The sequence below is a fragment of the Chamaesiphon sp. VAR_69_metabat_338 genome (genome assembly GCF_031423935.1).
Lineage (GTDB): Bacteria > Cyanobacteriota > Cyanobacteriia > Cyanobacteriales > Chamaesiphonaceae > Chamaesiphon.
Genome location: NZ_JANPGM010000206.1, coordinates 1 through 3,631, shown reverse-complemented (window position 1 = coordinate 3,631; position 3,631 = coordinate 1). Strand labels below are relative to the sequence as shown.

5 protein-coding genes are annotated in these 3,631 nt (G+C 44.2%); 2 read left to right on the top strand and 3 right to left on the bottom strand.

The window, feature by feature from the left end:
• Nucleotides 1-251 precede the first annotated feature (251 nt).
• Both RMO84_RS06020 and RMO84_RS06015 read left to right on the top strand, forming a co-directional pair.
• Nucleotides 252-593, top strand: a complete 342-nt coding sequence (locus tag RMO84_RS06020) for a YbaB/EbfC family nucleoid-associated protein (RefSeq protein WP_310487568.1) — start codon at nucleotides 252-254, stop codon at nucleotides 591-593.
• A 121-nt stretch (nucleotides 594-714) separates the two neighbouring features.
• Complete coding sequence (locus tag RMO84_RS06015) at nucleotides 715-1,761, top strand: potassium channel protein (protein WP_310487567.1); 1,047 nt, start codon at nucleotides 715-717, stop codon at nucleotides 1,759-1,761.
• 27 nt (nucleotides 1,762-1,788) lie between these two features.
• On the opposite strand, the gene RMO84_RS06010 is transcribed toward RMO84_RS06015, so the two are convergent.
• From RMO84_RS06010 to RMO84_RS06000, 3 genes are read right to left on the bottom strand one after another with little or no spacing between them, the layout of a single operon-like run.
• Nucleotides 1,789-2,145, bottom strand: coding sequence for a hypothetical protein (locus RMO84_RS06010; protein ID WP_310487566.1), 357 nt, complete (start codon nucleotides 2,143-2,145; stop codon nucleotides 1,789-1,791).
• Nucleotides 2,142-2,609: a M67 family metallopeptidase gene (locus tag RMO84_RS06005; RefSeq protein ID WP_310487565.1), complete on the bottom strand. Its 468-nt coding sequence runs from the start codon at nucleotides 2,607-2,609 to the stop codon at nucleotides 2,142-2,144. Before RMO84_RS06005 ends, RMO84_RS06010 begins: the two co-directional genes overlap by 4 nt.
• Nucleotides 2,610-2,665: 56 nt before the next feature.
• Nucleotides 2,666-3,415, bottom strand: a complete 750-nt coding sequence (locus RMO84_RS06000) for a prepilin-type N-terminal cleavage/methylation domain-containing protein (RefSeq protein WP_310487564.1) — start codon at nucleotides 3,413-3,415, stop codon at nucleotides 2,666-2,668.
• Nucleotides 3,416-3,631 lie beyond the last annotated feature (216 nt).

Here is a 3,631-nt window from a genome sequence, read left to right as displayed (position 1 = left end):
TCGGTGAATTTTAAGTTAGGGGTTAGGCTTTAGGCTTTAGGGAATGAATAATTTGAGGATTTGGATCTCCAAATGCTATTTGGTTAAAATAGATTAACCAGGCTCGGCAATACCAGAAACCTCTCGAACCTAAAGCCTAATACCTAAAGCCTAAAGCCTAATTTAGCTAACTGACGGATACCCTCACCCCTGAATTCCCTGACTCCAGTAAGATGAGATGTTGTTTAGATTGACTAACAATTATAAAGATTATGACTAAAGGACAAGGATTTGGCGGCTTCGGTCTCGGCAAAATGAAAGAACTTGCCGACGCCTTCAAAAAAGCCCAACAAGTGCAAGAAGATGCCAAAAAGCTCCAAGAAGAACTGGAGCAGATGGAAATCGAAGGACAAGCAGGCGACGTGACAGTAACTTTGAGCGGCAACCAAGAACCCCGTAGAGTCAATATCGGTGCTGATGCAGCTAGCAAGAGTCCCGAAGAACTCTCCCAACTAGTCCTCGATGCGATGATGGATGCCTACGACAAATCTACCGCCACCATGCGCGAACGGATGGAATTACTCACCAGCGGTTTAAATATTCCTGGACTGTAATTTCGGCAACTAGTGTTATTAAAAGCTTAGAGTCATATGGGTATTGTTGTACTATGTTACAGCAATACCCATATTTACTTGTATAACTGCCACTCTCCACTTTGCACTTTCCACTAACAGAATGGATTCTGTCGAGCAAAAATATCGTCGCATCAGGAAAGATTTACAACGGGGTGGCTTTGCCCTAAGCTTCTTATTTATTGCTGGCACGCTATGGTACGGACTCGTCGAACGATGGCATTGGTTGGATGCGGTTTATATGACCGTCATTACCCTGACTACTGTCGGCTATGGCGAGACGCACCCACTAGGCGATCGAGGGCATATATTTACCATCGCCTTGATTTTAGCTGGAGTGATTACGATCGGGTATATCGTCAATCGATTTACCGAAGCGTTGATTGAAGGCTATTTTGTAGAAGGTAGAAGACTTAGACAACAACGAAAACTTGTGGACTCTTTAGCCGAACATTTTATCATCTGTGGTTACGGACGGATCGGGCGGCAAATTGCCACGGAATTTGCAGCAGAGGGGACGGCATTTGTGATTGCCGATGCCAGCCTAGATCAGGTCAGAATTGCCCAATCAGAAGGTCATAGTGCGATCCAAGCAGACGCAACTCTCGATGAAACCTTGTTGAAAATGGGCGTGGAAAAAGCCGCTTGTCTGGTAGCGGCGTTGCCTTCGGATGCCGAAAATCTCTATATTATCCTCTCTGCCAAAACTCTTAATCCCAACATCCGGGCGATCGCGCGGGCGAGTAATGAGGAAGCCGTCTTGAAGCTCCAACGTGCGGGTGCCGATAAAGTGATCTCTCCATATATCACGGGTGCAAAACGGATGGCTGCGGCGGCTCTAAGACCGCAGGTGATGGATTTTATGGATGGGATCGTCGCTAGCGATCGATCTTTTTATATGGAAGAATTTCTAATCGATGCAAATACTTGCCCGGTAGCGGGTTTATCACTGCGCGAAGCAAGGTTGCGATCGCAATCGGGTTCGCTCGTATTAGCGATTCGCCGTCGCGATGGCAGTCTGATTGTCGGCCCGACGGGAGAAACGATCGTGATGGGTGAGGATATGTTGATTTGTATGGGGACTGCGGATCAATTGCGGGTCTTAAATCGAATTTTAGATCCACTAACTCCAACAACCGATCGACGTTGAGTTATTTCAGATGCGATTCCGATCGATTCACGCATCATATCGATCGAGAATAGTCTGAAAAATATCCAGAGTGTTTTCTGAAATTTTATAATTAACAGCGACGATCGGATATCTATTACCAGCACTTGAAATAATAAATACTCTATTGACATCCGCTCTATTCGGTAAGAGAGAGTCGATCTGCTCTATCTCTGCTGCCGTTGCTTCGCCGATCGCACAACCTCTAATAATTGTCGGAATATTCAGATAAGCTACTCCAAAAAATTTAATGTCAATGTTGGTAGTAATGCCTGGGCGTTTGGGACTACGCAACAAAAGCTGGCTATGACTTGAATGGTAATCCCACATCTGAAAAGTCCGCTCTGCTATTTGCATTTCTATCATTTTACCTGCTGAATCTCTTCTAATTGAAATAGACTTTTATCATCTAATACCCAACTTTTCATTTCATTAACTTTACCATTAACTACTGAGACGATCGGATATGAATAGACATGCCAAGCTAAGTCTCGATCGCAAATTGAAGGTGTCGCTGGATAGTCGGGATGGGAATGAAAGAAGCCAATAATATTTAGATCTCGATCGCGCCCGCTTTTTTGGGCTTGCAGAATATCTTGTGGTGAAATTGCGTAGCGACTAGTCTTTGTTTTGGCTAATTCGCTACTAGCTTCGAGCGGATCGATCGATTCGGCTGGTTCCCAAACATTAATAGTTGGAATAACTTCGATAACTGTTTTAGTACGTTCATCTATCTTACCTAACAAAATCCCACAGCACTCTTCGGGATAGGTCGCTTCAGCATGTTGATAAATTATTTGAAGCTGGGTGTTGCTAATCAAGATCGTCATGTTTGCAAAGATGGTTAAAGATCGATCGAAGATCTTGTTGGTGCGTTACTACGGTTTTAATTACTGCGAGTCACGACTAACGCATCGATCGATTGACTTTTGAAAGATGGATTGGATTGCTTGTACATCCAGAGTTTAACCGATTTATTATCGGCTGAAATACAAGCATAAAATCCCGCTCTTTCGGTTACTCCAGGCATAGCATTACTGTAACCAGGTTCGCAAGCAATATTGGCAGTTGTGGCAGCTCGATCGCTAATTCGATCGATGAGCACTTCATTGTAATAGTTTACCGGAGTTCCTGGTGGCTGAGTGGTGAGATCCTTACCATTCCCGTCGCTATAGTTGCCATTTTGCAATAAAGTTGGCCCCCAACGATAAATAACTCTCGGCCCGATCCAGACACTGCTATTGGGGGGATCGGCAATGTAATATACGATCGGATGAGTTAAGCCACTATTAGCAGATGGACTTAAAATCAAAATCGGTTTGACACGACTACTTCCCGACGCATCATTAAAATGAGCCTTACCATCAACTTCCGGTAGACTAGTCAGAACTTGCTTAGACATTTTGATTTCATCAGTCATGAAGGCAAGTGCTTGCTCTAACTCTAATCGATCGGTTGTCTCGATTTGAGCGCGTCGATCTGCTGTCATCAGCGCGTATAAGCCACTACCAGCCAAACTAATGACAATGCCAGTAATTACCAAAGCAAGTAGTAATTCAACCAAGGTAAATCCTCGTCGATGCTGTGATGCGGCCAGATCGTCAGGCCAATTTATTGATTTAATGTTTAAGTTCATCACATTTAGAGGCTGTTTGAAAAGTTTTATTTGTTACGATCGTAGACCTGAATCCCCCTAAATCCCCCTTAAAAAGGGGGACTTTCGATCCAGTTCCCCCCTTTTTAAGGGGGGCTAGGGGGGATTCTCTAGGGTTTGCAAGTATTAATCTCTACTTTTCAAACACCCTCTAACTACGCTCAAACACTCCCAGATCGAAACACTGCCAATGCCTCT

What these genes read in the sequence shown, in the direction of transcription:
- RMO84_RS06020 (WP_310487568.1), top strand. Translation starts at nt 252, where the DNA reads ATGACTAAAGGACAAGGATTTGGCGGCTTCGGTCTCGGCAAAATGAAA.
- RMO84_RS06015 (WP_310487567.1), top strand. Translation starts at nt 715, where the DNA reads ATGGATTCTGTCGAGCAAAAATATCGTCGCATCAGGAAAGATTTACAA.
- RMO84_RS06010 (WP_310487566.1), bottom strand. Translation starts at nt 2,145, where the DNA reads ATGATAGAAATGCAAATAGCAGAGCGGACTTTTCAGATGTGGGATTAC.
- RMO84_RS06005 (WP_310487565.1), bottom strand. Translation starts at nt 2,609, where the DNA reads ATGACGATCTTGATTAGCAACACCCAGCTTCAAATAATTTATCAACAT.
- RMO84_RS06000 (WP_310487564.1), bottom strand. Translation starts at nt 3,415, where the DNA reads ATGAACTTAAACATTAAATCAATAAATTGGCCTGACGATCTGGCCGCA.